The sequence below is a fragment of the Methyloversatilis sp. XJ19-13 genome (genome assembly GCF_024580155.1).
Taxonomy (GTDB): domain Bacteria; phylum Pseudomonadota; class Gammaproteobacteria; order Burkholderiales; family Rhodocyclaceae; genus Methyloversatilis.
The window spans coordinates 132,607-155,466 of sequence record NZ_JANINH010000006.1; the positions used below are offsets into that span (position 1 = coordinate 132,607).

At 65.1% G+C, this 22,860-nt stretch carries 25 protein-coding genes; 8 read left to right on the forward strand and 17 right to left on the reverse strand.

The window, feature by feature from the left end; translation table 11 throughout:
* Positions 1-19: 19 nt before the first annotated feature.
* From NMQ14_RS10010 to NMQ14_RS10025, 4 genes are all read right to left on the reverse strand, one after another.
* Positions 20-571, reverse strand: coding sequence for a PEP-CTERM sorting domain-containing protein (locus NMQ14_RS10010; protein WP_257095696.1), 552 nt, complete (start codon positions 569-571; stop codon positions 20-22).
* A gap of 367 nt (positions 572-938) precedes the next feature.
* Positions 939-2,306, reverse strand: a complete 1,368-nt coding sequence (locus NMQ14_RS10015) for a PEP-CTERM sorting domain-containing protein (protein WP_257095698.1) — start codon at positions 2,304-2,306, stop codon at positions 939-941.
* Positions 2,307-2,674: 368 nt separating this feature from the next.
* Positions 2,675-3,073 carry an alternative ribosome rescue aminoacyl-tRNA hydrolase ArfB gene (gene arfB, locus NMQ14_RS10020; protein WP_257095699.1) on the reverse strand — a complete coding sequence of 133 codons (399 nt, stop codon included), beginning with the start codon at positions 3,071-3,073 and terminating at the stop codon, positions 2,675-2,677.
* Between the two features lie 52 nt (positions 3,074-3,125).
* Positions 3,126-3,680, reverse strand: a complete 555-nt coding sequence (locus tag NMQ14_RS10025; protein ID WP_257095700.1) for an NAD(P)(+) transhydrogenase (Re/Si-specific) subunit beta — start codon at positions 3,678-3,680, stop codon at positions 3,126-3,128.
* 41 nt (positions 3,681-3,721) lie between these two features.
* Here NMQ14_RS10025 and NMQ14_RS10030 point away from each other — a divergent pair, with 41 nt between their 5' ends.
* From NMQ14_RS10030 to NMQ14_RS10045, 4 genes are all read left to right on the forward strand, one after another.
* Positions 3,722-3,943, forward strand: a complete 222-nt coding sequence (locus NMQ14_RS10030; protein WP_257095701.1) for a hypothetical protein — start codon at positions 3,722-3,724, stop codon at positions 3,941-3,943.
* A 35-nt stretch (positions 3,944-3,978) separates the two neighbouring features.
* Positions 3,979-4,107 carry a hypothetical protein gene (locus tag NMQ14_RS10035; RefSeq protein ID WP_257095702.1) on the forward strand — a complete coding sequence of 43 codons (129 nt, stop codon included), beginning with the start codon at positions 3,979-3,981 and terminating at the stop codon, positions 4,105-4,107.
* Positions 4,108-4,251: 144 nt separating this feature from the next.
* Positions 4,252-5,661 (forward strand): NAD-dependent succinate-semialdehyde dehydrogenase, encoded by a 1,410-nt coding sequence (locus NMQ14_RS10040; RefSeq protein ID WP_373457188.1) that lies wholly within the window; start codon positions 4,252-4,254, stop codon positions 5,659-5,661.
* A 10-nt stretch (positions 5,662-5,671) separates the two neighbouring features.
* A complete protein-coding gene (locus NMQ14_RS10045) occupies positions 5,672-6,436 on the forward strand; it encodes a class I SAM-dependent methyltransferase (RefSeq protein WP_257095703.1) in 765 nt (254 codons plus the stop codon).
* A gap of 27 nt (positions 6,437-6,463) precedes the next feature.
* Here the strand turns inward: NMQ14_RS10045 and NMQ14_RS10050 are convergent, their stop codons facing one another.
* The 6 genes from NMQ14_RS10050 to NMQ14_RS10075 form a co-directional block, all read right to left on the reverse strand.
* Positions 6,464-6,853: a hypothetical protein gene (locus NMQ14_RS10050; RefSeq protein ID WP_257095704.1), complete on the reverse strand. Its 390-nt coding sequence runs from the start codon at positions 6,851-6,853 to the stop codon at positions 6,464-6,466.
* A 79-nt stretch (positions 6,854-6,932) separates the two neighbouring features.
* On the reverse strand, positions 6,933-7,337 hold the full coding sequence (gene arfB / locus NMQ14_RS10055; protein ID WP_257095705.1) for an alternative ribosome rescue aminoacyl-tRNA hydrolase ArfB: 405 nt from the start codon (positions 7,335-7,337) through the stop codon (positions 6,933-6,935).
* Between the two features lie 94 nt (positions 7,338-7,431).
* Positions 7,432-8,175 carry a Crp/Fnr family transcriptional regulator gene (locus NMQ14_RS10060; RefSeq protein ID WP_257095706.1) on the reverse strand — a complete coding sequence of 248 codons (744 nt, stop codon included), beginning with the start codon at positions 8,173-8,175 and terminating at the stop codon, positions 7,432-7,434.
* 309 nt (positions 8,176-8,484) lie between these two features.
* The gene (locus tag NMQ14_RS10065) at positions 8,485-9,858 is read right to left on the reverse strand and encodes an NAD(P)(+) transhydrogenase (Re/Si-specific) subunit beta (RefSeq protein ID WP_257095707.1); all 1,374 of its coding nucleotides are present in this window, start codon (positions 9,856-9,858) and stop codon (positions 8,485-8,487) included.
* A 13-nt stretch (positions 9,859-9,871) separates the two neighbouring features.
* Positions 9,872-10,147, reverse strand: coding sequence for an NAD(P) transhydrogenase subunit alpha (locus tag NMQ14_RS10070; RefSeq protein WP_069040710.1), 276 nt, complete (start codon positions 10,145-10,147; stop codon positions 9,872-9,874).
* A gap of 28 nt (positions 10,148-10,175) precedes the next feature.
* Positions 10,176-11,306, reverse strand: coding sequence for a Re/Si-specific NAD(P)(+) transhydrogenase subunit alpha (locus NMQ14_RS10075; RefSeq protein ID WP_257095709.1), 1,131 nt, complete (start codon positions 11,304-11,306; stop codon positions 10,176-10,178).
* A gap of 183 nt (positions 11,307-11,489) precedes the next feature.
* Between NMQ14_RS10075 and corA the strand changes: the two genes are divergently transcribed.
* Positions 11,490-12,581 carry a magnesium/cobalt transporter CorA gene (corA, locus tag NMQ14_RS10080; RefSeq protein ID WP_257095711.1) on the forward strand — a complete coding sequence of 364 codons (1,092 nt, stop codon included), beginning with the start codon at positions 11,490-11,492 and terminating at the stop codon, positions 12,579-12,581.
* Positions 12,582-12,605: 24 nt separating this feature from the next.
* Here corA and NMQ14_RS10085 read toward each other — a convergent pair whose 3' ends face one another.
* The 6 genes from NMQ14_RS10085 to NMQ14_RS10110 form a co-directional block, all read right to left on the reverse strand.
* Positions 12,606-13,421, reverse strand: coding sequence for a PP2C family serine/threonine-protein phosphatase (locus NMQ14_RS10085; RefSeq protein ID WP_257095713.1), 816 nt, complete (start codon positions 13,419-13,421; stop codon positions 12,606-12,608).
* Between the two features lie 100 nt (positions 13,422-13,521).
* Positions 13,522-14,355 (reverse strand): HDOD domain-containing protein, encoded by an 834-nt coding sequence (locus NMQ14_RS10090; RefSeq protein ID WP_257095715.1) that lies wholly within the window; start codon positions 14,353-14,355, stop codon positions 13,522-13,524.
* Positions 14,356-14,460: 105 nt separating this feature from the next.
* Complete coding sequence (gene glcF, locus NMQ14_RS10095) at positions 14,461-15,702, reverse strand: glycolate oxidase subunit GlcF (protein WP_257095718.1); 1,242 nt, start codon at positions 15,700-15,702, stop codon at positions 14,461-14,463.
* Positions 15,703-15,713: 11 nt separating this feature from the next.
* Entirely contained in the window at positions 15,714-16,790 is a 1,077-nt protein-coding gene (gene glcE / locus NMQ14_RS10100; RefSeq protein ID WP_257095721.1) for a glycolate oxidase subunit GlcE, read from the reverse strand.
* Between the two features lie 2 nt (positions 16,791-16,792).
* The gene (locus tag NMQ14_RS10105; protein ID WP_257095723.1) at positions 16,793-18,316 is read right to left on the reverse strand and encodes an FAD-linked oxidase C-terminal domain-containing protein; all 1,524 of its coding nucleotides are present in this window, start codon (positions 18,314-18,316) and stop codon (positions 16,793-16,795) included.
* A gap of 229 nt (positions 18,317-18,545) precedes the next feature.
* Positions 18,546-19,838 carry a glycerate kinase gene (locus tag NMQ14_RS10110; RefSeq protein WP_257095725.1) on the reverse strand — a complete coding sequence of 431 codons (1,293 nt, stop codon included), beginning with the start codon at positions 19,836-19,838 and terminating at the stop codon, positions 18,546-18,548.
* Between the two features lie 143 nt (positions 19,839-19,981).
* Between NMQ14_RS10110 and NMQ14_RS10115 the strand changes: the two genes are divergently transcribed.
* Positions 19,982-20,548: a cob(I)yrinic acid a,c-diamide adenosyltransferase gene (locus NMQ14_RS10115; RefSeq protein WP_257095727.1), complete on the forward strand. Its 567-nt coding sequence runs from the start codon at positions 19,982-19,984 to the stop codon at positions 20,546-20,548.
* Positions 20,549-20,625: 77 nt separating this feature from the next.
* Positions 20,626-21,429, forward strand: coding sequence for a glutamate racemase (gene murI / locus NMQ14_RS10120; RefSeq protein ID WP_257095729.1), 804 nt, complete (start codon positions 20,626-20,628; stop codon positions 21,427-21,429).
* A gap of 123 nt (positions 21,430-21,552) precedes the next feature.
* Here the strand turns inward: murI and NMQ14_RS10125 are convergent, their stop codons facing one another.
* The gene (locus tag NMQ14_RS10125) at positions 21,553-21,819 is read right to left on the reverse strand and encodes a hypothetical protein (protein WP_257095731.1); all 267 of its coding nucleotides are present in this window, start codon (positions 21,817-21,819) and stop codon (positions 21,553-21,555) included.
* Positions 21,820-21,915: 96 nt separating this feature from the next.
* Between NMQ14_RS10125 and NMQ14_RS10130 the strand changes: the two genes are divergently transcribed.
* On the forward strand, positions 21,916-22,836 hold the full coding sequence (locus NMQ14_RS10130) for a LysR family transcriptional regulator (protein WP_257095732.1): 921 nt from the start codon (positions 21,916-21,918) through the stop codon (positions 22,834-22,836).
* Positions 22,837-22,860: the final 24 nt, after the last annotated feature.

The window sequence follows — 22,860 nt, forward strand, 5'->3', positions numbered from 1 at the left end:
AGTCCCGCTCCGGGTCGAATCAGCTGCCGGAACGAGAGCCGAACGCCAGCGCCAGCGCCAGCGCGAGCCCGGCCAGCGCCAGTGTCGAAGGTTCGGGCACCGGCTGGGCGACCGCTGCCCGCGTGCGCCCTGAGGCAAGAACATCGAAGGTATCGGGGTCCGAGATCGAAAAAGCCTGCACACCTGGCAGGCCACTGCCCAGCCATTCGAATTCGATGGCGAAGCCGGTCAGCGACGCTCCACCATCAAGCGGGGCGCCGAGGGCGAACAGGTCGAACAGTGCGGGAAGCCCTGACTGGGACCCGATGATGATCTGATCCCAGTCAGCGTCCAGCGAAGGATCGCTGACGATGTTCAGAGAGGACTCGAGATAGAGGGACGGATCGAATTCGATGTCGATCAACGCGATCGGTGCGTCACCCGCCTGGTGGGTGACTGAGTAGTCATAACGGAACAGCGATCCGCCCAGCGACTGGACACTGAACCCGATGACGGCCGCCTGTGCCTGCAGGGCGGCGAAGACGGACAGGGCAAGAAATGTTCGTATGGCAGCAAGGAGCGGACGGTTCATGATGTGTGCGTGTGTCGTTGTTCGATCCTGCGGCGATTAGCAAGCTTCAGTCCACGTCATGTGAAACAAGGACATAGCTGTTACAGAGTTTTACGAATGTAAAAATCCGCGACAGGAATCGGGCCGACGCCGCCTGCCCCGGGCATCGCAGCGTCGCTCCATCGAGTTCGACCGCCCCGGGAATTCATCTGAAATAAATCATGTCGTTATGTTCGAGGAGGCCATTCCCATGCACGGCCGGCACCTTTGTCTGGTGGCAACCAATACGCCCGTTGCGAGCGATATCGATGCAGCTCGCGGCGATGCCGCGCCTTTCCTTTATGTCGAGCAGGCTGCGAGCCGGACCGCCCGCCCGGTCCGCCGACGGTCAGGAAGAACGGAAATGCCTTGCATCCGGACGGCCTTGCGCCCGACGGCCGAGCCAGCCTACAAGCCCGAGTCCGGCAACCATCAGCGCCCAGGTTTCGGGCTCCGGAATCGATTCGACAACGACCAGTTCAAGCTTGGCATTGTGATAGTTCGACAGGCGCACCACACCGTCCTTGTCGACATCCAGCCAGGAGAACACGATGCCGCCATCCTTGGCGGTAATGCCCCCCTCGGCGCCCTGAATCTGGTCATGGTAGAAACCCAGCCAGGATTTCCCGTCGATCTGGCCAGCGCCGAACAGGGTCACCATATGCGATCCGCCCGCAAAACTGAACGCCAGCTCGACGTCTTCACCCAGCCTTACCTGCTCGGTGATGAACTCGACCGTGGGCGCCTTGCCGTGGCTTTTCATGGTCAGGCCGTGAGCGGTGAAGTCGCCCTCGGCAATGTCGCCGGGATTGCCCTGGTACTTGAGTTTGAGATCCTTGACGTCCTGCCCCGCGAGATAGTGCAGCTTGCCGTCAAGCACCGAGGACCACTTCGGCGGAGCTTTGCCCTTCTCGCGATCCATCCACAGATCCAGCGTGGCCACGCGCGACCCGCCGTTTACGCCGATCGCGTCGCCGTCCTCGCCGATGCCCGCAACATGCTCGTCATTGAACTCGACGCCGTAGCGTCTGTGCAGGTACTCCAGACTGTTCGCAACGGAGGCGGGCGCACACTGATTCACATCCTGCTCGATGCTGTAGCCGTGTCCCGGCTGCAGATAGATCTGCGTCGGTCCTGTACCCAGAAAATTCAGGGGCGTGGCCTTGGGTGGCGCAACGACTGCCGGCACTGCCGGAGCGCCGCCTATCCGCGCGTCGCGATGGGTAATCCCGTACGACCGGAAAGCGCCGATCCTGACTGCCGATCCGCCTGGCGCATCGGTTGAAGCTTCGCTCGCCGCCCCCGGCGCGGGAGAGGCACCGACGTCGAAGCCGGTGACCACACTGTAAGAGAAATCAACGTACGCGTTGATCTCCGTTCGCGATCCGGTGTCGGAAAAGTCGAACAGGCTGGAGATCGAACGACCGAAACCACCGGCTCCAGCCGCATTGAACACCGGCATGTTCTGTACGACCCAGCCTTCGGTTTCGGTGAAAACGTTGATGTAACCGCTGGACGGCAAGGCGAGTCCGTCGAAATCGAAACTCACCTGACCCGTGTTCGATGCGCTCGTTCCGGCAAAGGAAACCTGCGAGAAATCGATCGCCGAACCGGACAATTCAATGGCATGCGATGTCGCCGTGATGCTTGCCATCAGTGTGGCGAGCACCATGTGTCGAAGAAATTGCGAAGGGAAACGCGAACGGTGACTCATCATGATCAGACCCTTTCGTTGAAATGGACCTCAGGAACCGGTGCAAACCACTGTTGCGAAGCAGAATTCATACCAAAACACAAAAGCGACAACCGCAAGCCAAGTCGATGATTTTTTGCAAATTTATGACATTGAAAATGTAAAAAACTGCGACACAGCGCTTGTGCAGACCCTGGCGCAAGGTCGCGTCATCCGCATCGAGCGGTCGCTGCAGCCCGCCAGCCACCGGATGCGTGCACCCCTCAGGCATCCGAACGGCGGGAACCCGAGTCCGTCGCGGCTTTCGACGCATTGTCGAAACCGGAGGGTCACCTGCGCCAGTGCGACACGCGCGGGACCCGGACGCCATTACGAGGACACGCCCGCGCCGATCAGTGCTCGGGGACCTTTCGCCCGGCCTTGACTTCGGCACGCCGTGTCTTTCCATCCAGACGTCGCTTGACCGCATTCATCAAGGGGCGCGTCGGGCGACGGACCTTCTCGACCCGGGCGGCAGAGGCAATCAGTGCCGCCAGGCGACGCATCGCTTCGGTACGGTTCTTCTCCAGGCTGCGGAAGCGCTGCGCCTTCACCACGACGACACCGTCCTTGCTGATGCGGTGATCACCCAGCATGCGAAGTCTTGCCTTCAATTCTTCCGGCAGCGACGAGGCCGCGATGTCGAATCGCAGATGCACTGCGTTCGCCACCGTGTTCACGTTTTGCCCGCCGGGCCCCTGGGCGCGAACAGCGCTGAACACGATTTCGGACGGAACCAGAACATAGGACATCACGCTCGAAACCCCGATAGACGGCCCGGAACACGGCTCGAAGCCCGCACCGTCATCGCCGTCTCCAGTATTCGGGCCCGCGTCCCGGTCGATGAAAGCGCTGCGGCTTCGCCAGCGTGTCGGGTGGCGCGACCGGTGAATCAGCTCTGTTCCCTGCAGCAAAGCGACGGCGCAGAGCAAGGCACTTTGCCGGGAAAGACGGACCCTGGCCGGCGCATCGGTCTGAACGGACACGCCGGCCCTTGCGGCAAGCGATGATCAGCTCAGCGCCTTGACATGACCAATCATCTCCGCCCCCCCCCTGCGCCGAGCCGTAGCACAGACGGCAGTTCTCTTCGAAGAACAGCGCGTTCTCGATGCCGGAATAGCCGGCGCCCTTGCCGCGCTTGATCACGATGACGATCTGCGCCTTGTCGGCGTTCAGGATGGGCATGCCGTAGATCGGGCTGGTCTTGTCGGTGCGGGCAACCGGATTCACCACGTCGTTGGCACCGATGACCAGTGCCACGTCGGCCTGCGAAAACTCGTCGTTGATTTCTTCCAGGTCGAACATCTGCTCGTAGGGCACGCCGGCTTCGGCCAGCAGCACGTTCATGTGGCCCGGCATGCTGCTCGCCAGCAGACGGCGTGACCCGCGACCGTTCGTTGATGGAACGCACGCTGGCCGCACCCGCACGCGTCGAACGGTTTGGCCCCTGTGCCCAACTGCCTGGCCGGAAACCCGCCTTCTTCGACGCGCAACGCATCGAGGACGCCCAGGGGCGCTTGCTCGATGTGCTGTACCTGTCGTTCCGGTTCAACGACAAATTCGCAGGCATCTTCCACACCCTTCTACCGCACGCGCAACCGCCCAGTGATGCAGCAGCTTGAGGCAGGGGGGCGGGTCACTGCGAGCAGTGGCAGTGATGACCTCGCTGCTGCTGGCCAAGCGCTTCAGGATCGATGCCGCCGCCTCGGCACTGCTGATCGGCTGGAGTACGCTGCTGTTCTGGCTGTCACTGCCGCTGCTGATGGCGCTCGGTCTGTTCGGGTGAGAATCAGATGCAAGCTGCAAGATTCAAGCGGCGAGCAGAAAGCGGTTGGGCATTTCCTGTCGTGGCAGCCTCCAACTTGAGTCTTGCATCTTGAATCTTTTATCTGTGCTGCTTCGCAGCGCGAACCTGATCGACGGCCAGTGGATCGCTGCGGATGACGGCGCCACGCTTACCGTGCGCAATCCGGCGACCGGCGAATGGCTGGCCGACGTGCCCCGCTGTGGCGCTGCGGAAACCGCCCGGGCGATCGACGCGGCAGCACGCGCCCTGCCCGGCTGGCGCACACGCACCGCCGCCGCACGTGCCCGCGTGCTGCGCGACTGGTTCGCGCTGATCCTGGCGCACGAAAAGGCGCTCGCGGCACTGATCACGGCCGAGGGCGGCAAGCCGCTGGCCGAGGCGCGCGGCGAGGTGACGTACGGCGCCTCCTTCGTCGAGTGGTTCGCCGAAGAAGGCAGGCGCGTCTATGGCGACACCATTCCTTCGCCGGCGTCCGACACCCGGCTGCTGACGCTGCGCCAGCCGGTCGGCGTATGCGCCGCCATCACGCCGTGGAATTTTCCGCTGGCGATGATCACGCGCAAGGTTGCGCCGGCGCTGGCGGCCGGCTGCACGGTCGTAGTGAAGCCGTCGGAACTGACGCCGCTGACGGCGTTTGCGCTGGCTGAACTGGCCATGCACGCCAGCGTGCCACCGGGCGTGCTCAACGTAATCACCGGTGATCCGGCACAGATCGGCGACGCCCTGTGCGCCGACCCGGCGGTACGCAAGCTGTCCTTCACCGGCTCTACGGCGGTCGGCCGGCGGCTGATGGCGCAGTGCGCTCCGACCTTGAAACGGCTGTCGCTCGAACTGGGCGGCAACGCACCCTTCATCGTGTTCGACGACGCCGATGTCGACGCCGCAGTCGAGGGCGCGCTGGCGGCCAAGTACCGCAACAGCGGTCAGACCTGCGTATGTGCCAACCGCTTCATCGTGCAGTCCGGCGTCTATGAAGTTTTCGCCGCCCGACTGGCCGACGCTTCGGCGCGGCTGGTGGTCGGCGACGGCGCCGATCCGGGTGTCGAACAGGGGCCGCTGATCAACATGGCAGGCCTCGAAAAGGTCGAGGCGCTGATCGCCGATGCGAAGGCGAAAGGTGCCCGGGTGCTGTGCGGCGGACGCCGCCATGCACTCGGTGGCACCTTCTTCGAACCGACCGTGCTGGCCGATGCGACACCGGCGATGCGCATCGCCCGCGAGGAAGTATTCGGCCCGGTGGCGCCGGTATTCCGTTTCGAATCCGAAGCGCAAGCCATCGCGCTGGCAAACGACACCGAATCCGGACTCGCCGCCTATTTGTATACACGCGATATCGGCCGCGGCTGGCGCGTCACCGAAGCACTGGACTTCGGCATGGTCGGCCTGAACACCGGACGCATATCGAACGAAGTCGCCCCGTTCGGTGGCATCAAGCAGTCCGGCTTCGGGCGCGAAGGGTCGAAACACGGCATCGAGGACTATCTCGACATCAAGTATCTGTGCGTCGACATCGGCCACGCACCTGCCGGGTAACCGTCGAACCATGACCGCCACGTTCGCCGATCACTTCGCCACACTGGCCAGCCAGTACGCGAGCAGCCGCCCGACCTATCCACCGGCACTGTTCGACTGGCTGGCCGAACGGTGCGCCGCGCGCGACTGCGTGTGGGACTGCGGCACCGGCACCGGTCAGGCGGCGGTCGATCTCGGCCGCGTGTTCGGGCGGGTCGTCGCGACCGACGCCAGCGCCGCCCAGATCGCCGAAGCCACCCCGCATGCACGCGTCGACTATCGGGTTGCACCTGCCGAGGCGTCGGGGCTGGACGATGCATCGGTCGATCTGGTCGTCGTCGCCCAGGCGCTGCACTGGTTCGATCTCGACCGCTTCTACCCTGAAGCGCGGCGGGTGCTGAAACCGGGCGGCGTGATCGCGGCGTGGTGTTACGGCGTACTGCACGTCGGCGACGAAGGTGATGCGGTGGACCATCTCGTGCAGCACTTCTATCACGATGAGGTCGGCCCCTGGTGGCCGGCCGAACGACATCATGTCGAAACGGCTTACCGCGATCTGCCCTTCCCGTTCGCGCTGCTGCCCGCGCCCGACTTCGCGCTGTCGGCGCGGTGGACGCCGGCGCAGCTGCTCGGCTACCTGCGCAGCTGGTCGGCCACCGCGCGCTTCATGGCCGCGAATGGCTTCGATCCGGTCGAACGGTTGTCGGTCGCGCTGCACGCGGCCTGGGGCGACCCGACGCAGGCGCGGACGGTCAGCTGGCCGCTGTCGCTGCGCGTCGGCGTCTGTTGCAATTGAATCGCGAACCACGTTTGCAGCCTTCGCTCAGCGACGCGCAAAACGGGCGCTCACGGCCGGCGCCCAGCTCGACGCAATCACGGCGCCGGCGAGCATGAATTCGAGATTGACGAACAGGTATTCCAGCGGCGGGTAGGCGGTCGCGCCGTCCCACGGCACACAGCCTGCCAGCGCGACCACCGCGAACAGCGGGCGCGCCCAGCGCCGGAACAGCAGCAGGCCGGCCGTCGAGATCGATGCCAGCGCCAGATACACCATGCCGCCGATGCCGGTCATCCAGCTGGTCGCGTCCTGCGCTGCAACGTAGCCACGCAGCGGCTCGGGCAGATCAGGTGCGGTGGCGATGTGCGACACGACCGCCAGTACCACGCACAGCAGGTAGAGCGCGATCAGCATGCGGAACATTATGGGTGTCATGGATTGTCAGGGCGGTGGATGAACGGGGACGGACACCGGCACCGCGCAGCACGACGGGGCATGAGGTGTCGGGCTGTGCTCATTCGTAGCCGCCACGGCGACCGGCCTTGATCGCCGAGCGGTGCGTCTTGCCTGCCAGCCTTCGTTCGACCGCCGCGCGGCCGGGACGCGTCGGACGGCGTGTCTTTGCGACATGGGCAGCTGCGCCGATCAGTTCGTCCAGGCGGCGCATGGCCTCGGCACGGTTCTTCTCCAGGCTGCGGAAGGTCTGCGCCTTGATCACCACGACGCCTTCATGAGTGATGCGCTGATCGCCAAGCGCGAGCAGGCGCGCCTTCAGTTCGTCCGGCAGCGACGAGGCGCCGATGTCGAAGCGCAGATGCGCAGCACTCGATACCTTGTTGACGTTCTGCCCGCCGGCACCCTGGGCGCGAATGGCGGTGAATTCGATTTCGTCGGGCAGCAGGGTGTACGGGATGCGCATGATGCAGGTCAGGCGTTCGGCAATGCTGGATTGTGCCCCGGCCCCGTGCGTCGCACAGTACCGGGGCATCGACCGGACGGTCCGGAGCGGCGTGTCAGTTCCTGCGCTTGCGCGCCGGCAACAGACGGTCGTACTCATCCTTGACCACGCCATAGCACTCGCACACGCGCTCTTCCATCTTCGAGCGCTTGACCACGGTGATGAGGCCGCGCGAGCGTGCGATCAGGCCTTCCTTCTCCAGCAACCCCAAGGTCTGCGTCACGCTTTCGCGCCGCACGCCGAGCAGCTTGGCGACCCGCTCCTGTGTGACGGCCAGTTCGCAGCCGTCGAGCCGGTCGATGCTCATCAGCAGCCAGCGGCACATCTGCTGGGGCAGTTCATGGTGCTGGTTGCACACAGCGTTCTGCGCCGTCTGGCTGATCATTGCCTGGGTGAACAGCAGCGACAACGCCTGCAGATGACCGCCGAGCCCGAATTCGTTCTGCATCACCTTGCGACTGAGACGGTAGGCCTGACCGGCGCTCTGCACTTCGGTGCTGGTCGGCATGCTTTCGCCGCCCATGAAGATCGAAATGCCGACCATGCCCTCGTTGCCGACCAGCGCGGTTTCGCTGGAAGAACCGTCTTCCAGCGAATAGAGCAGCGACACGATGCCGGAAACCGGAAAGTGCAGGAAATTCACGTGATCGCCGGATTCCGACAGCGTCCAGTCTATCGGCATGTCGACGAGTTCAAGATCGGGCAGCAGGCGCGCGAAGTCCTTGTCAGGCAGTGATGCGAGTATCCGGTTCGCCGTCGGATCGGGCGGCGATGCACTTTCGGCATCCTTTTTCGACATAGCCTGTCCCTTCCAGGGTGGGTTGGAGTGCGTAGATGTACGGAAAACAGCTCAAATGGAAGGCGTGTCGCGCTGAACCGCGGGTCGCTGCGAGCGACGCATCGGGGATGATCAGCGCCGCCTGTCATGCATATAGCCCTTATCCGGCCGGGTGACAACCCGCGAATTCCCGGGGCGGTTCCCGACTCATGAAGGGCGCCCGCCGCAAACCGGGCATTGACTCGCGCAGCGAACGAACACAGGGCGTTCGATACAAAAAAACCGCGTGCCGCCTCGGCGGACACGCGGTTTCAGCGGTGTGCAGTCCGATCAGCTCAGCGACTTCACGTGGCCGATCATTTCCGACACGACACCCTGCGCCGAGCCGTAGCACAGGCGGCAGTTCTCTTCGAAGAACAGCGCGTTCTCGATGCCGGAATAACCGGCGCCCTTGCCGCGCTTGATCACGATGACGTTCTGCGCCTTGTCGGCGTTCAGGATGGGCATGCCGTAGATCGGGCTGGTCTTGTCGGTGCGGGCCACCGGATTCACGACGTCGTTGGCGCCGATGACCAGTGCCACGTCGGCCTGCGAGAACTCTTCGTTGATTTCTTCCAGGTCGAAGATCTGCTCGTAGGGCACGCCGGCTTCGGCCAGCAGCACGTTCATGTGACCCGGCATGCGACCCGCCACAGGGTGAATGGCGAATTTCACCTCGACGCCCGCCTCTTCCAGCAGCTTGGTCATTTCATAGACCTTGTGCTGGGCGCCGGCCACCGCCATGCCGTAGCCGGGCACGATGATCACCTTCTGCGCGTAGCGCATCATCGACGCGGCATCCATCGACGAACATTCCTTCATCGTGCCGGTCGGGCCCGAGCCGGCCTGCGCTTCGCCGGTGATCGGCGAGAACAGGATGTTGGTGATCGGGCGGTTCATCGCCTTGGCCATCAGCTGTGTCAGCAGCGTACCGGCTGCACCCACCACGATGCCCGCGATGATCAGCGCCGGAATGCCCAGCACATAGCCTTCGAAGCCCACGGCCAGCCCGGTGAAGGCATTGAACAGCGAAATGACCACCGGCATGTCGGCGCCACCGATCGGCAGCGTGATGATGACGCCCAGCACCAGCGACAGCACGAAGAACGTGATGATCTGGGTCGGCGTCGGGTCGCCGCTGACCACGATGCCGACACCCACCAGAACCGTGACGAGGGCGAGCACGATGTTGACGGCGTTCTGCGCCGGCAGCCGCCAGGCCTTGTTCATCAGACCCTGCAACTTGGCGAACGCCACGCAGGAACCCGAGAACGACACGGCACCGATCAGCGCGCCCAGCGTGGCCAGCGTCGTGAACACCACGCCATGCACGCCGCCGCGCGCAAATTCGAGCGCCGCGATCGCTGCCGCCGCGCCGCCGCCCATGCCGTTATAGATGGCGACCATCTGCGGCATGTCGGTCATTTTCACCACCTTGCCCGACCACCAGGCCGCAACGCCGCCGATGACGATGGCGAGGATGATGAGCCCGAAGTTCTGCATGCCGGGCGTGAAGAAGGTGACCAGGGTGGCCACCACCATGCCGATGCCTGCCCACACGATGCCCTTGCGCGCGGTGACCGGCGAGGCCATGGCCTTAAGGCCGAGGATGAACAGTACGGCGACGACGAAATAGGATGCGTCGACCAGGAGTTTTGCAGTCACGTTGTCGGCCCCCTCAGTTCTTCTTGGTGAACATGGCGAGCATGCGCTCGGTCACGACGTAGCCGCCGGCCGCATTCGCCGCGCCCAGAACCACGGCGATGAAGCCGATGGCGAGCTGCAGCGGATCTTCCGGATCAGCATGGCCGAGCACGACCATGGCACCGACGAGCACGACGCCGTGCACGAAGTTGGAACCCGACATCAGGGGGGTGTGCAGGATGACCGGCACACGGGCGATCACCTCATAACCGGTGAAGGCGGCGAGCATGAAGATATAGAGCGCTTCCATCATTCGATCCTTTCTTTTTTGAGCGGCCTCAGAGGCCGAACACCTTCTTCACCATCGTGTGACGCACCTCGCCACCGTGGGTGAGCGCGGTGCCGGAGATCACGTCGTCGTCCCAGTCCGGCACGAACTGACCGTCCTTGACGAAAGGTGACAGCAGGTTGAAAAGATTCTTGGCATACATGTCCGACGAATGCACCGGCATGCGCGACGTGATGTTCGTCGGGCCGATGACGAGGGCGTTGCCCACATGCACCGACTGGCCGGCGATCGTGCCGTCGACGTTGCCGCCGGATTCGCACGCCATGTCGACGACGACGGCACCGGCCTTCATGCCCTGCACCATGTCGAGCGTGATGATGCGCGGCGCACGCTTGCCCGGGATGGCTGCGGTCGTGATGAGCACGTCGGCGTTGGCCACCGCCTTGCCCAGCTTCACGGCCTGCTGCGCCTTTTCCTCTTCCGTCAGTTCGCGCGCATAGCCACCGGCACCGGCGGCCGAAACGCCGGTATCGACGAACTTGGCACCGAGCGACTCGATCTGTTCCTTGGTTTCCGGCCGCACGTCATAGGCTTCGACGATGGCACCCAGGCGCTTTGCCGTGGCGATGGCCTGCAGGCCGGCCACGCCGGCACCGATCACCAGTGCGCGGGCCGGGCGGATCGTGCCCGCAGCGTAGGTCAGCATCGGGAAGAACTTCGGGCACTGGCCGGCGGCTATCAGCACACACTGATAGCCGGCCACAGCCGCCTGCGACGACAGTGCGTCCATGCTCTGGGCGCGCGAAATGCGCGGCACCAGTTCGACCGCGAAACTCGTGATGTTGCGTTCGGCCAGCCGAATGGCCCGCGCGCGGTCTGCATAGGGCTGCAGGAAGCCGGTCAATACGGCACCCGGCTTCAGCGATTCGATCTGCATATTGGTCGGCGCACCGACCCGCAGCACGATGTCGGACTGCGTATGGATCGCTTCGCTGCTGTCCGCGATGGTTGCACCCGCAGCGACATAGTCTTCGTCGCTGTAATGGCTGCTCGCGCCTGCGCCGGTCTGCACCTGAATCGCGGCGCCCAGTGCGGCAAACTTCTTGACCACTTCGGGCGTCAGCGCCACGCGCTGCTCGCCCTCGGCCGACTCCTTCGGCACACCAATGGTGACTGCCATGTACCCTCCCCCGTAATGAACTTCCTGCTCTGAACATCGTGCTGTGAGTCCGCGTCGATGGCGCGGCGGTGCCGATGTTTCTGAATGCCCGGGTGAACGCCGAAAATGCCCCCCGGCCGGCTTCGCATACTATCCTCAGGCAGCGCGGTGCGCAGCGGGGTATACCAAAATAAAGGTTTACTTATGAATCGACAAACCACGCCGAAACGCGTGCGCGGCACGTCGCGCCGCTCAAGCAAACGCGGCCTGGCGCCCGGGTCGGTGGTGTTCATCGGCGCAGCGCGCGAGCAGGCGGCGGGCATCTCGCTGATCGAGTACGGACCGGACGCGTTGCAGGAAACCCGCTTCACGTCGCTCGAACAGTCGCGCCTTCACGCAGCGACGCTGCCGCTGCGCTGGCTGAACGTCTATGGCGTGCACGACACGAGCGTTCTGGCCGAGATCGGTCAGCGCTTCGGGCTGCATCCGCTGGTGCTGGAAGACATCGCCAATACAGAACAGCGGCCGAAGGTGGAGGACTACGGCGACCAGCTGTTCATCGTCGCCCGCGTGCTGCAGTTGTCGGATGACGGTCACACGCTGTCATCGGAACAGTTCAGTCTGGTGCTCGGCACCGATTTCCTGCTCAGCTTCCAGGAACGTCCGACCGGCAGCTTCGAACCGGTGCGCGAGCGGCTGCGCAAATCGCTCGGCAGCCTGCGCAGCAGCGGCATCGACCTGCTGGCCTACAGCCTGATCGATGCCGTGGTGGACAACTATTTCGGCGTGATCGAGCGCATCGACGACCGGCTTGATCGACTGGAGGAAGCGCTGTTCGAACGTCCGGCGAGTGCGCAGATCGCCTCGCTGCACGAGGCGAGGCGCGACACCATGGCACTGCGGCGCGCGCTGTGGCCGTTGCGTGAAGTGATCAGCAGCCTGCAGCGCGGCGACCATCCGCTGGTGACGCCGGAGACGCGTGTCTATCTGCGCGACGTGCAGGACCACCTGACATTCCTGATCGAATCGGTCGATGCGATGCGCGAAACGCTGTCCGGTCTGCTGGATGTGTACCTGTCGGCGATGAGCCAGCGGGTGAATCAGGAGGTGCGCATCCTGACCGTGATCACCACGCTGTTCATGCCAGCGGCGCTGGTGGCGGGTGTGTTCGGCATGAATTTTCGCCACATGCCCTGGCTGGATTCACCGCATGGCTTCCTGCTGGCACTGGCGCTGATGACCGGCATTGCGGCGCTGCTCGGCATGCTGTTCTGGCGCCGACACTGGATGGACTGAACCGTTGCGGCCAGGCGGACGCGCTCAGTCCTTCATGCTGCCCAGCTTGCGCCGGGCCGAATCCAGCCTATCGCGTTCGGCCTTCTCGCGCGCTTCGACATCAATCAGCTTGATGAGGATGAGCGACACATTGTCACCGGTCGGCCGGCCCCGATCCCGTGCGCGCTTGATCAGGGTTTCCGCCGCCTCGCGAGCGGAAAAGACGGACAGCACGCCGCCGATTTCCTCGTCGGAAAAGTAGGCCCACAGACCATCCGAACAGATCAGGAAGCTGTCGCCGTCGGCCAGGTCGGTAGCGCCGCCGTAGTCGATCATCGGCTCCTTCTGCGCACCGAGGCAGTGCAGCAGCAGATTACGCTGCGGATGCGTCTTGGCCCCTTCCTCGTCGAGCCTGCCCTGGCGGATCAGTTCGCCGACCAGTGAGTGGTCCTGACTGATGGCGACACGCTTGTCATGGCGGAAATGGTAGATGCGCGAATCACCGCAGTGCGCCCAATCGACGCGACCCGACTGCATCAACAGCACGCAGGCGGTGGAATGCGGATCCTGCTCGGTCGTGAAACGGGTGAGCTTGATCACCACGTGCGCTTCCTCGACCACACTGCGCAGCAGGTCTTCCGGTGTTTCGACCGCGGGCGCGTAGGCCTCGAAGTTGTCGCGCGCCTTCATCACGACCTGCTCGGCTGCCATCGCACCGCCGCTGTGCCCGCCCATGCCGTCGGCGAGCACCGCCATCAGCATGCCCTTGTGGCGGCTGTGCGGGAAGACTGCGGCACGGTCCTGCTGTTCCTTGCGGTCACCGATATGCTGCGCAACGCAACTGTCTAGTTTTAGTGCCATGAAGGATTCCGGATACGTCCCCTGATTCTAGCCGTGTGGGCGGGTCCGCTGCGACCCGCGTCACCCGGCGTCACAAACACCGGAAAATTGTGACGAATGTTCACACCGCGAGACTGACGTGCCGTTCGTTGATTTCATCGATGTATTCGTCCAGCGCCGCAGCGTGGATACCGAGTTCGGTCAGGATTTCCGGCCCGCGCACCGCCCACGACGGATCGCTCAGCCCCTTGTTGCGCAGATAGATGTGGGTGGCGAGCGCGACGATGCCTATGGTGCTGCGCAGGCCGAAGGTATCGTCGTCCGGCATGGTGTGATGGTGCTGGATCGCCTGCACGATCAGTTCCGGCAGACCCCAGTTGCGGGCAACCCAGTAGCCGACCGTGGCGTGATCGAGGCGATAGCTCGTGTTCTCGAGCGCCAGATCGACCCAGGCCGTGTCGTCATCCAGATTGAGCCGCTTCCAGTACTCCGGGAAGCGGGTGCACAGCAGCGGCACGCCGCAATCGTGGAACATCGCCGCCAGATAGGCCTGGTCGGGGAATACATTGCACACCGCCACACGTTCGCTGGCGATCTGCGAGGCGATGGCGGCGATTTCGTCGCAACGCGCCCAGAAGTGCGTCATCTGGGGACCGGCTCCGCTCGCCACCTGACGGATCGAAATGCCACGCACGAGATTCACGGTCTGCGACAGACCGACCAGCATCAACACCTGCTCGGCATTGCTCGGCGCGCGTCCGCGGCTGTAGGCCGGCGATCGACACAGTTTGAACAGGGCCGACAGCACCCCTGGATCGCGCGATATCGATTCTGCCAGATCGCCCACTTCGAAATCCGGCGTACGCATCAGGTTGTCGATTTCCATCAGCAGATGCGGCTTGGCCGGCAGCAACACGGCGGTGGAATCGAGCAGGGCTTCTGCGGTGTCGGGCATCGTACTGCGAGCGTTTTGCATGGTGGGGTTCTCTCTTCGGGATCTATTGCGGGTTACGTCAATCAACGGCAGGAATTGCCGCGACTTGAACCGCAAGCGATACGCTCAGGCAGCCGTTGTCAGCGCCTCCTCCAACCATTCGATCCAGTGCCGTACCGGCGTTCCGGTGCCGGTCTGAAGGTGTGCGATACAGCCGACATTCGCACTGGCAATTCCCTTCACCGGCGCGGACTGCAGCGCATTCAGCTTGTTGTCGCGCAGCGTGCGCGACAACTGCGGCTGCAGCAGTGAATAGCTGCCGGCCGAACCACAGCACAGGTGGCTGTCGCTGACCGGTACAAGGTCATACCCGGCGGCTCGCAGCAGGCCTTCGGCGAGACCGCGCACCTGCTGGCCGTGCTGCAGCGAACAGGGCGGGTGATACGCCAGCGGCGCCGATACAGGCGGCTGCGCCGCGAACAGGCCTTCGACCTGCACCCGCTCGGCGTGCAGGATTTCCGACAGGTCCTTCGTCATCGCGCCGACGCGTGCGGCGCGCTGTGCGTACTGCGGGTCATCGGCCAGCAGGTGGCCGTACTCGCGCACCGTGGTGCCGCAGCCGGAGGCGGTCATCACGATGGCTTCGATTTCGCCGCTCTCAATGGCCGGCCACCAGGCGTCGATCAAAGCCCGCATGTCGCGCCGTCCGCCGTCCTGGTCATTCAGGTGAAAGCGCAAGGCGCCACAACAACCGGCACGCGCCGCCTCGACCAGCGAAATGCCCATCAGATCGAGCACCCGCGCCGCGGCGGCATTCACGTCCGGCATCAGCGCCGGCTGTACGCAGCCGGCCAGCACCAGCATGCGCCGTGCGTGACGTACCGGTGGCCAGCTGCCGGCATCGCGCCGCGGCGCCACCTTGGCGGCCAGCGAGGCGGGCAGCAACGGTCGGGCGAGCCGGCCCAGCGCCAGTGCCGTGTTGAACACACCCGGTCGAGACAGTCCTTCCCGCAGCACCCAGCGCGCCGCGCGTGCGGCCAGCGGCCGTTGCGTGCGACGCTCTGCCACGGCACGGCCGATATCGACCAGTTCGCTGTAGCGCACACCGGACGGACAGGTAGATTCGCAATTGCGACAGGTCAGACAACGGTCGAGGTGCGGCAGCACGGTTTCGGCCGGTACGGCGCCCTCGAACATCTGCTTCATCAGGTAGATGCGGCCGCGCGGGCCGTCGAGTTCATCGCCGAGCAGCTGATAGGTCGGGCAGGTCGCGTTGCAGAAACCGCAATGCACGCACTTGCGCAGCACTGCCTCGGCAGCGTCGCCCTCCGGCGTGCTGCGGATGAAATCGGCCAGTCCGGTCTGCATCGGGGTCGCTCTTAAAGTTCGGGGTACAGCCGTCCGGGGCTGAACACGCCGGACGGGTCGAAAGCCTTTTTCAGCCGCTGGCTGACCGCCATCACTTCGGGCTTGAGCGGTTCGAACACGCCCAGCGCCCGGTCTACGGTCCGGCCGCCACGGAACAGGGTGACATGGCCGCCCAGCGCGCCCACCACATGACGCAGCGCATCGGCGTCGGTGTCGCTGCGCAGCCATCGCTGCAGGCCGTTCCATTCGGTCAGGCTGTCGCCATCGAACGCCAGATGCGGCGCCGTCGGCGGCAGCGCGACGCGCCACAGCGGTGCATCGCCATCGAAGAAGGCGTGCGTGTGATTGCGCACCGACTGCCACAGCGCGGCCGCTTCGACGGCATCGACCGCCTCGCCGCCGATCAGCTGTGCCGCAGCGTCGAGCGCAACCCGGGCGCCCGACAGCCTGACATGCAGCCGGCCTCCATGCCAGCAGGTGGCGGAAATCGGCAGCGGCTGCGCGCCCCACTCGCGCAGGCGCAGCAGCGCCGTCGCATCGTCGAGTTCGAGCAGGCGGGTCTGTTCGGCCTGGGGCAGTGGCAACACCTTCAACGTCACGTCGAGAATGAGGCCCAGCGTGCCGAAACTGCCGGCGATCAGCCGCGATACGTCGAAGCCCGCAACGTTCTTCATCACCTGGCCACCGAAGCGCAGCACGCGGCCCTGGCCATCCATCACGGTGACGCCGAGCACGAAGTCGCGCAGGCTGCCGGCTGCCATGCGGCGCGGGCCGGACAGGCCGCTTGCGACCATGCCACCCACTGTGACGCCGGGACCGAACAGCGGCGGCTCGAACGCCAGCATCTGCTGCCGGCCGGCCAGCAGTGCTTCGATGTCGGCCACGCGGGAGCCGGCGTGCGCCGTGATGTAGAGCTCGGAGGGCTCGTAGGCGATGACACCCTGGGCACCGCGCATGTCGAGCGGCGCGCCGGCGAGCTGCTGCGCGAGAAAATCCTTCGAGCGACTGCCGTGCGGGCGCAGCGTGCGGCCTTGCGCGGCTGCATCCAGCACCATCTCGCGCAGCGTCGAATGGAAAGGATGGGTCATCGTCAGAAGCGCGGCAGGTCGGGGTGCGGCAGCTCGCCGTGATGCACGTGCATGCCGCCCATTTCGGCGCAGCGGTGCAGCGTCGGCACCGCCTTGCCCGGATTCATCAGACCGGCCGGATCGAAGGCCGCTTTCACGCGATGGAACATGTCGAGTTCGCCGGGTGCGAACTGCACGCACATCTGGTTGATCTTCTCCAGTCCGACGCCATGCTCGCCGGTGATGGTGCCGCCCAGCGCAACCGACAGCTCGAGGATTTCGACGCCGAAGGCCTCGGCGCGGTGCAGCGAATCCGCATCGTTCGAATCGAACAGGATCAACGGATGCAGATTGCCGTCGCCCGCGTGGAACACGTTCAGGCAGCGCAGGCCGTACTTGTCGGACATCGCATTCATCGCTTCCAGCATGTCGGCCAGCTTGCGCCGCGGAATGGTGCCGTCCATGCAGTAGTAGTCGGGCGAGATGCGCCCGGCCGCCGGGAAAGCCGCCTTGCGTCCGGCCCAGAAACGCAGCCTTTCGGCTTCGCCGTCGGACACGCGGACTTCGGTGGCACCCGCTGCGTCGAGCAGCGCACGCACCCGGGCAATCTCGTCTTCCACTTCTTCCGCCGTGCCATCGGCCTCGCACAGAAGGATGGCCGCGGCATCCAGCGGGTAACCGGCATGCACGAAAGCTTCGACCGCCACCGTCGTTGCCTGGTCCATCATTTCCAGTCCGGCCGGGATGATGCCGGCCGCGATGATGTCGGCCACCGCCTGACCGGCGCGACGCACATCGTCGAAGGCGGCCAGTACGCAGCGCGCCACGCGCGGTCGGGGCACCAGCTTCACGGTGACTTCGGTGACGACGCCGAGCAGCCCCTCCGAACCTATGGTGACGGCCAGCAGGTCATAACCCGGGGAGTCCGGCGCGGCGCTGCCCACCTCCATTACGTCGCCGGCCATGCTGACCATGCGCACGCGCAGCACGTTGTGCACCGTCAGGCCGTACTTCAGGCAATGCACGCCGCCGGAGTTCTCCGCCACATTGCCGCCGATGCTGCAGGCGATCTGCGACGATGGATCCGGCGCGTAATACAGGCCGTGCGGCGCGGCTGCTTCCGACACCGCAAGATTGCGCACGCCCGGCTGGACCACCGCCTGCTGCGCCAACCGGTCGACCGACACGATGCGGTTCATGCGCGCCGTTGACAGCACGACGCCCTGCTTGTGCGGCGTGGCTCCGCCGGACAGTCCGGTGCCGGCGCCGCGCGGCACCACCGGCACACCGAGCCGGTGACAGGTGCGCAGCACGGCGACCACCTGCGCCTCGGTCGTCGGCAGCGCGACGGCAAGCGGCATTTCGCGCATCAGCATCAGGCCGTCGCACTCGTACGCACGCAGGCGACCGGAGTCCGTGATCAGGCAGTCGGCCGGCAGCACGCGTGACAGTTCGGCGATCAGCACAGCCGGAGAGATCGCCGCGGGTGCAGCGGCGGCGGAACGGGTGTGGGCGGTTTCGGCGTGGGCCTGCGGCAATGCGCTCATGGCTCGTTTTCGGGTGCAATCATGCGGTCGATGATACCCGCAGACATCCGCGACGGCGGACGGTTGCGACGTAGCGATCCGGCGACACCGAAACTTGCCGACTTGAACGACGGCTGGCCGGGCATGCCCCGCTGCGGCTGGAGCGTGTGCTGTGGGAGCTGTTCCTGTGAAAGCGGCGATCCCACAGGGACGTCGCCTGCTGACGCTTTCCGCTGCCCGTGAACGCGCGTCAGGCCTTCTTCTCGACGTAGATGGCGCGGAAGTCGTTCACATTGGTCAGCGTCGGTCCGGTCACGATCAGGTCATCAATGCCATGGAAGAAACCGTAAGCGTCGTGCACATCGAGCATGTGGCGGGCGTCGATGCCGGCGGCGCGCGCGCGGGCGAGCGTGTCGTCCGTGACCAGGGCGCCAGCGTTGTCCTCGCTGCCGTCGATGCCGTCGGTATCGCCGGATACCGCATGGATGCCGGGCATGCCGTCGAGCGCAATTGCCAGTGACAGCAGGAATTCCGAATTGCGGCCGCCGCGCGGCTTCTGCCCCGGCTTGATCTGGCCCAGCGTCACCGTGGTCTCGCCGCCGGACAGCAGCACGCAGGGTGGCGCCAGCGGCGTGCCGTTGATCGCGCACGCCTTGGCGATGCCGGCCAGCACCTTGCCGGCATCGGCCGACTCGCCCTCGATCATGTCGCCCAGCACCAGCGGCGTCACGCCGTGCGCGCGGGCCACCTCGGCGGCCGCCAGCAGCGAAGCCTGGGCAGTCGAAATGGTGCGCGTTTCGCAACGCGCCAGACGCGGGTCATCCGCCTTCGGCGTTTCGGATTCGGGGCGCGACAGCCAGCTCATGACCGCGGTCGGCACTTCGATGTTGTAGCGGCGGATGATGGCCAGCGCATCCTCGCGCGTCGTGGTGTCGGGCACCGTCGGGCCGGACGCGACCACCGCCGGATCGTCGCCCGGTACGTCCGAAATGACCAGCGTGAATACGCGCGCCGGATAGCAGGCCTGCGCCAGCCGGCCGCCCTTCATCGACGACAGGTGCTTGCGCACGCAATTCATTTCCTGGATCGCCGCGCCGCTGGCCAGCAGCGCGCGGTTGACCGCCTGCTTGTCCTCCAGCGTCAGCCCTTCGGCCGGCGCCGACAGCAGTGCCGAGCCGCCGCCGGATATCAGCGCGATCACCAGGTCGTCTTCGTTCAGTCCCTGCACCGATTGCAGGATGCGTTTCGCCGCCTGCTGGCCCGCCGCATCGGGCACCGGATGCGACGCCTCGACTACTTCGATGCGCCGGCACGGCGCGCCGTGGCCGTAACGGGTCACCACCAGTCCCGACAGTTCGCCTGGCCAGTTCTTCTCGACCGCCAGCGCCATCGAAGCGGCCGCCTTGCCGGCGCCCACCACCAGCGTGCGCCCCTTCGGCGGCGGCGGCAGGTTGGCCGGCACGCACAGGTCCGGGTTGGCGGCGTCGAACGCCGCCTGGAACAGCTTGCGGAGGAAGTCTTTGGGGTCGATTGTCTGGGTCATGCTTGCGGCAGCTCCATGTGTTGCATCCGGTCAGCACGCAACGCACGTGACCATGGGAATATATGAAGAATTCTAACTGGTACGGCCTTATATATAAGCCGACTTATAATCAATAGCTCTTATCCATCTCATCACGAGCAGCCATGGCCAACCGACTTTCAAAGATTACGACACGCACCGGTGACGGTGGCGAGACCGGCCTCGGCGACGGCACGCGGGTGTCCAAATACAGCGCCCGCGTGCACGCGCTGGGTGACGTCGACGAACTGAACAGCGCGCTCGGCGTGCTGCTGTGCGAAGCGCTGCCGCCCGATCTTGCCGCGCTGCTGACCGACATCCAGCATGATCTGTTCGACCTCGGTGGTGAACTGGCCGTACCGGGCTACAACCTGGTCAAGCCCGACCAGGTGGCACGGCTGGAAACCGAACTGGAACGACTGAATGACGAGCTCCGGCCGCTGAAGGAATTCATTCTGCCCGGGGGTACGCGCGCGGCCGCGCTGTCGCACCTTGCACGCACGATCTGCCGGCGTGCCGAGCGCGCCGTCATCGCCGCCGCCGCAGAAGGTCAGGTGCCGGACGCCAGCCGCCAGTACCTCAACCGCCTGTCCGACCTGCTGTTCGTCATCGGCCGCACCTTCAACCGGCTCGATGGGCGAGGTGACGTGCTTTGGCAACGTGGCCGTGCGCATGATGGCAAGGCCGGCTGAACAACGCTGCCACGGATGGACGGTGAATCTGCATTCCTCCGGTTCTCGAGAAACTCGCCTCGGCTGACCATCAAAACGTGATCCCGACTCACGACGCGCCGATCGGCGTATTCGACTCAGGCCTCGGCGGCCTGTCGGTGCTGCGCCACGTACGGGCGCGCCTGCCCGCGGAAGACTTTCTTTACGTCGCCGATTCGGGCCATGCGCCTTACGGCGAGCGCAGCGCCGACTGGATACGCGCACGCAGCCTGACGCTCGGCGAATTCCTGATCGGCCGCGGCGCGAAGGCGCTGCTGATCGCCTGCAATACGGCGACGGCAGCCGCGGCGCATGCCCTGCGCGAACGCTGGCCCGAGGTGCCGGTCGTCGGCATGGAGCCGGCGGTCAAACCCGCCGCCGCCGCCACGCGTTCCGGTGTGGTGGGTGTACTTGCCACCACGGGCACGCTGGCCAGCGCGCGCTTCGCTGCGCTGCTCGACACCTTCGGCCGCGACGTCCGCGTGATCACCCGGCCCGGTACCGGCCTGGTCGAAGCGGTCGAGCACGGCGAACTGGACACCCCCGCCACGCGTGCGCTGATCGCGTCGCATCTCGAACCGCTGCTGGCCGGCGGTGCCGACGTGATCGTGCTCGGCTGCACGCACTACCCCTTCCTGCGCGGCCTGATCGAGCAGGAGGTCGGGCCGTCGGTACAGGTGATCGAGACCGGCGATTCAGTGGCCCGTCAGCTGGCGCACCGACTCAACGACGCCGGACTTCTGCGCAGCGGCAACCCTGCGGGAACCGAAAGCTTCTGGTCCTCGGCCGCCTCGGGCACTGCTGAGCGGGTACTGCAGCGCTTGTGGCATCCGGATGCGCGGCTTGCCGCCTTGCCGGGATAAAAAAATCCCGCACACATGCCGGATTCGTTGACGAATCAGACAGGTGCGCGGGTAAGACCGAAGGGTTGGCCAAGGGAAGCGGTGGCCGGGGCGGTGAGCCGCCCCGGACGAGTCCCGGCGGCGTCAGCCAGTGAGCCGCAGCGGGTTGTCGGGTTGAAGGGATGCCATCTGTCGTGGATGGGTCGAGCCGTTCTGACGCCCCGCCCGGAAATTGCGATCGCCGCCTGCGGCGCCCGGCATGAAGCCGGCCAGGGAGAGCCGGAGGCGTACCGCATCGTCCATGCACAGGATTCCGAACATCTTCGCGTGCCCCAGCGCCGTCAGACGTGACGTGCGCCACCCGGATCCGGGCAGGGAAGCAAGCGGGCTGGGCGCGAGGGTGATGGACACGGATGATTCGGGTTGCAGTGAATGACGCGAGATGCTAAAAACTTTGATCCATTAGTACAAATATTATTTTTTTCTTGATTTGATAAGAAAAAGGTTATGAATATTACGCTCCGTCAGTTGCAGGTATTTGCGAAGGTGGCTGAAACAGGCAGCTTCACGCGCGCGTCGGAGCAGCTCTTCCTGACCCAGCCGGCGGTGTCTCAACAGGTGCGGCAGCTGACCGAAACAGTCGGCGAACCCTTGTTCGACACCATAGGCCGGCGCACCTTCCTGACCCCGGCCGGGGAGGAACTGTTGTCGGCATGGAAGGGCATACAGCTGCAATGGCAGCAATTCGAGGAAAACCTTCAGGCGACCCGCAGCCTGCACCGCGGCACACTCAGGCTGGCCGCGGTCAGCACCGCGAAGTACTTCGTGCCGCGGGTGCTCGGACCCTACTGCGCGCAGCACCCGGGCATCGACGTGAAGCTGGAAGTGGCGAACCGGGACCGCCTGATCGAGCGCATGCAGGCCAATCTCGACGATATGTACGTCATGACGAAGCCGCCCGAGGACATGGATCTCACCTGCGACTCCTTCCTCGACAATCCGCTGGTCGCGATTGCGCCGGCATCGCACCCGCTGGCCAATGCCGGCATGCTGAAGCTGCAGGATCTGGCGCAAGAGCGTTTCATCATGCGCGAACAGGGCTCGGGCACGCGCATCGCGATCGAGAACTACCTGTCGCAGCAGGGCGCCACATTGAATGTGCGGATGGAACTGGGCAGCAACGAGGCCATCAAGCAGGCGGTGGCAGGCGGAATGGGCTTGTCCATCCTGTCGCGCCATACGCTGCATCGCGATCCGCTGCTCAAGGATGAAGTGGTCATCCTCCAGGTAGAGGGGTTTCCGCTGATGTCACGCTGGCAGGTGGTCCGGCTGCAGCAGCGTCGCCTGTCGCGGGCAGCCGAAGCCTTCCTCGCATTGCTGCAGGCCTGGATACCGGTCTATCTGGGCTCCAAGGGCATGGGCATCTGACGCATGCCGCGCACGGCTCTCGTT

Bases quoted from the DNA above. Each gene is read 5' to 3' on its own strand.
- NMQ14_RS10075 (WP_257095709.1), bottom strand. From the start codon at position 11,306: ATGGCAGTCACCATTGGTGTGCCGAAGGAGTCGGCCGAGGGCGAGCAG.
- NMQ14_RS10070 (WP_069040710.1), bottom strand. From the start codon at position 10,147: ATGGAAGCGCTCTATATCTTCATGCTCGCCGCCTTCACCGGTTATGAG.
- NMQ14_RS10130 (WP_257095732.1), top strand. From the start codon at position 21,916: ATGAATATTACGCTCCGTCAGTTGCAGGTATTTGCGAAGGTGGCTGAA.
- NMQ14_RS10010 (WP_257095696.1), bottom strand. From the start codon at position 571: ATGAACCGTCCGCTCCTTGCTGCCATACGAACATTTCTTGCCCTGTCC.
- NMQ14_RS10050 (WP_257095704.1), bottom strand. From the start codon at position 6,853: ATGACACCCATAATGTTCCGCATGCTGATCGCGCTCTACCTGCTGTGC.
- NMQ14_RS10035 (WP_257095702.1), top strand. From the start codon at position 3,979: ATGACCTCGCTGCTGCTGGCCAAGCGCTTCAGGATCGATGCCGCCGCC.
- glcE (WP_257095721.1), bottom strand. From the start codon at position 16,790: ATGACCCATCCTTTCCATTCGACGCTGCGCGAGATGGTGCTGGATGCA.
- NMQ14_RS10015 (WP_257095698.1), bottom strand. From the start codon at position 2,306: ATGATGAGTCACCGTTCGCGTTTCCCTTCGCAATTTCTTCGACACATG.
- glcF (WP_257095718.1), bottom strand. From the start codon at position 15,702: ATGCAGACCGGACTGGCCGATTTCATCCGCAGCACGCCGGAGGGCGAC.
- NMQ14_RS10025 (WP_257095700.1), bottom strand. From the start codon at position 3,680: ATGCCGGGCCACATGAACGTGCTGCTGGCCGAAGCCGGCGTGCCCTAC.
- NMQ14_RS10060 (WP_257095706.1), bottom strand. From the start codon at position 8,175: ATGTCGAAAAAGGATGCCGAAAGTGCATCGCCGCCCGATCCGACGGCG.
- NMQ14_RS10085 (WP_257095713.1), bottom strand. From the start codon at position 13,421: ATGGCACTAAAACTAGACAGTTGCGTTGCGCAGCATATCGGTGACCGC.
- corA (WP_257095711.1), top strand. From the start codon at position 11,490: ATGAATCGACAAACCACGCCGAAACGCGTGCGCGGCACGTCGCGCCGC.
- NMQ14_RS10115 (WP_257095727.1), top strand. From the start codon at position 19,982: ATGGCCAACCGACTTTCAAAGATTACGACACGCACCGGTGACGGTGGC.
- NMQ14_RS10045 (WP_257095703.1), top strand. From the start codon at position 5,672: ATGACCGCCACGTTCGCCGATCACTTCGCCACACTGGCCAGCCAGTAC.
- arfB (WP_257095699.1), bottom strand. From the start codon at position 3,073: ATGTCCTATGTTCTGGTTCCGTCCGAAATCGTGTTCAGCGCTGTTCGC.
- arfB (WP_257095705.1), bottom strand. From the start codon at position 7,337: ATGCGCATCCCGTACACCCTGCTGCCCGACGAAATCGAATTCACCGCC.
- NMQ14_RS10105 (WP_257095723.1), bottom strand. From the start codon at position 18,316: ATGAGCGCATTGCCGCAGGCCCACGCCGAAACCGCCCACACCCGTTCC.
- NMQ14_RS10030 (WP_257095701.1), top strand. From the start codon at position 3,722: ATGGAACGCACGCTGGCCGCACCCGCACGCGTCGAACGGTTTGGCCCC.
- NMQ14_RS10110 (WP_257095725.1), bottom strand. From the start codon at position 19,838: ATGACCCAGACAATCGACCCCAAAGACTTCCTCCGCAAGCTGTTCCAG.
- NMQ14_RS10090 (WP_257095715.1), bottom strand. From the start codon at position 14,355: ATGCCCGACACCGCAGAAGCCCTGCTCGATTCCACCGCCGTGTTGCTG.